Raw genomic sequence first — 2,831 nt, 5'->3', positions numbered from 1 at the left:
CGCGGCGCCCGGAGACCTTCCGGTCGGTGGGCCCGCCTGGTGAGTCCCGCGTCGTCAGCCGACCCAGGCGCCGAGGTGGGTCACCCCCGGCTTCCGGCCGAGCGCCCGGGCGAGCGCGGCCGGCAACGGCAGGGCGACCCGGCCGGTCGCCGAGCGGACCTCGGTCGTGGTCCGCAGCGCGGCGGTGACCGCGGAGCGACCGGTGACCTCCAGGCCGCGCGACTCCTGCCCGGTGGCGGTGCGGAACGCGTCGAGCGAGGTGAACACGTCCGGGTTGCCGCGACCCTGCGACCAGACGACCATCCAGGTCGGCGCGTTGCGGTTCGACCGGGCATAGACGTTGCCGGACGCGGAGACGCCGAGGTCCTCGGCGCTGAAGCGCTCGGAGTAGTCTTCCACGCAGAGCAGGCAGTTCGCCCCGGAGGTGCCCCGGTCGAGGACGTTGTTGTGGACCGCGACCGGACCGTTGATCCAGGTCATCCCCGGCGCCGGCACCGGGTCGCGCGGGTCGTGCCCCGGGGTCCGCGGGTCGTTGGCGTCACGGTCATCCTGGACGATGTTCAGGGGTCGGTCGTTGCGGACGATCGTGTTGTTCCAGATCGTGACGTCGCTGGTGTCGTTGACCTTGATGCCGTACCCGCCGTTGCCGGCGATCACGTTGTCGGCGACCGTCGCGCCGGCGGAGATCTCCAGCGAGAGCCCGTGCTTGGCGTTGCCGCGGATCGTGCTGTCGAGGACGGTGATGTCGCGGGCCGACTCGTCGAACCACAGCCCGCTGGCCGCGTTGTCGCGGATGACCGCACCCCTCACCAACGCCCCGCGGGTCCGGTCGATCTTCACGCCCCCGGCCACCGGCGCGGCGTTGAACCGCTCGGTGTTGTTGCGGCGGCTGACGAGGTGGCGCACCCGGATGCCGTCGGCGTACGTCGCGCCGAGGCCGAGCATGCCGTTGCCGAGCACCTTGACGCGGTCGAGCAGGGCGCCCGCCGCGGCGACGAAGAGGCCGGTGGTCGCGTTGCGGCTGACCACCATGCGCCGGAGCGTGACGTCCGGTGCCTCGACCGTGACGGCCCCCATGTGCGGGACCGACGGGGCGAAGCGGCGCACGCCGATGCCGTCCAGGGTGGTCCCGGCGGAGCGGATCGACAGCGCCTTCGCCAGCGTGCTGGCCAGCACCGTGCGTCCGGTCGGGTCGCTGCCCAGGTAGAGGTCGTCGCCGCTCTCGTCGACGAAGAAGGTGCCCGGGGCGAGCTCGGCCCGCGAGGAGACCTGACGCTGGGCGACGCCGCCGATCCAGACCTGGTCGGGATGCGCGGCCATCGGGTGGGCGGGGTTGACGAAGGACCAGGACGGCTCGGTGCCGTCCGGCGCGCCCCAGGTGTAGGTCGGGCTGTGGTCGAAGGTCACCGTCCAGCCGTGGTGCACCCAGCCGTCGCCGGACCGCTGCCAGGATCCGACCCGCTCGGACCCGTCGAGCCAGACCCGCTCCCCGGGCGCGGCCCGGAGGTCGAGCCGCTTGCCCGCGGGCACGGTGACCGTCTCGTGGTAGCTGCCGCCGCGCACGACGACGGTGTCGCCGGAGGCCGCCCGGTCGACGGCGGCCTGGATGGAGCGAAAGGGGGCGTCGTCGCCGCGTGGCCCGACCACCAGGGTCGAGGGCGCAGCGGCGGCCGCGGTCGGCACCGCGGGGGCCGGGCCGAGCCCGACGGCGGCGACGCCGACGACGGCGAGGACGGTGAGGAGCCGCGCTCGAAAGCGGCCTCGAAAGCGGTGCCGGAGGGGGCGGTGGACCGCGGTGGCGGTCGACGGGGTCCCGGAGGAGGGCATGGGTGTACCTCGGACGTGACGTGGTGCGGCCGAGCATGTCCCCCTGGACGCCGGGAGGGTGACACCCGGGCGCGACCGTTGTCAATCCGACGCGCTCAGGGCCGGCTGTGGGAGGCCCACCGCAGCGAGCGGGCCGAACCGTCGATCACCTCCAGCCGGCCGGCCCGGTTGACGGTGTGCAAACAGTGTCCCGGCCAACCCCGGCCGGGCGCCACGTGCCCGACCACCTGCTGGGTGAAGGCCCGCGGCGTGAGCTCGACGATCTCGGCCACGGTGAGCGCGCCGCCGTAGCGGCGCGACCCGTCCTGTGCCGGGCGCAGCAGGAGGCCGGCGTACCGCTCGGGCCGGCCCGCGGGCCGGGCACTCCTGATGTCCACGAGCACGGGGTTGTGCTCGTGGGCCCGCCACGGCCCGCGCAGCGACGGCGCGTGCCACAGGTGCAGGGCGTCGGAGCAGGACCCGCCGCGCCGCACGGTCGCGGAGAGCCACCACCGGCCGCCGTGGCGGAACGGCGTCACGTCGTTGGCGTCGACGCCGTCGAGCAGCACGGAGTCGAGGACCCACCGGTCGGGGAACGCGGTCGCGCGGTAGAGCTCGACCCGGTGCGCGCCGGAGGTCTCCGGGATCATCCACAGCTCCCCGGCGTCCTCGACCACCGCGGGGTAGGACAGGTGTACGTCGGTCTCCAGCACCGGCCGGGGGACACCGATCGGCCCCTGCTCACCGACCTCGGTCACCGAGATCACGCCGCGGCCGAGCCGGTGGTCGAAGTCCTCGACGAACAGGTAGTGCCGCCCATCGACGGCCACCGGGAACGGGTCCGCGTAGAAGTGCCGGCCGTCGTCGGGCAGGCGGCGCCAGCCGTCCGCGGGCAGGCGCGCGCCCTCGAGCACGCCGGGACCGTCGACCCACCGCCACCCGACCCGCCAGTGCGGGCTGCGGTACAGGCGCCGATAGGCGTGCCGCACGGGCGCGGCCACCAGGGTGCCGCGCCAGGCCCGGCG

General features: G+C 74.7%; 2 protein-coding genes. Both read right to left on the bottom strand.

Annotation, left to right across the window (positions count from 1 at the left end; all coding sequences use genetic code 11):
- Positions 1-54: 54 nt before the first annotated feature.
- The gene (locus tag VGD85_RS15675; protein WP_331064367.1) at positions 55-1,827 is read right to left on the bottom strand and encodes a right-handed parallel beta-helix repeat-containing protein; all 1,773 of its coding nucleotides are present in this window, start codon (positions 1,825-1,827) and stop codon (positions 55-57) included.
- A 95-nt stretch (positions 1,828-1,922) separates the two neighbouring features.
- The coding region (locus tag VGD85_RS15670; RefSeq protein ID WP_331064366.1) for a glucosamine inositolphosphorylceramide transferase family protein at positions 1,923-2,831 on the bottom strand (909 nt) is incomplete at its 5' end.

The sequence above is a fragment of the Nocardioides sp. genome, from assembly GCF_036401255.1.
Taxonomy (GTDB): domain Bacteria; phylum Actinomycetota; class Actinomycetes; order Propionibacteriales; family Nocardioidaceae; genus Nocardioides.
This window is presented reverse-complemented; position numbering and strand designations above follow the sequence as displayed.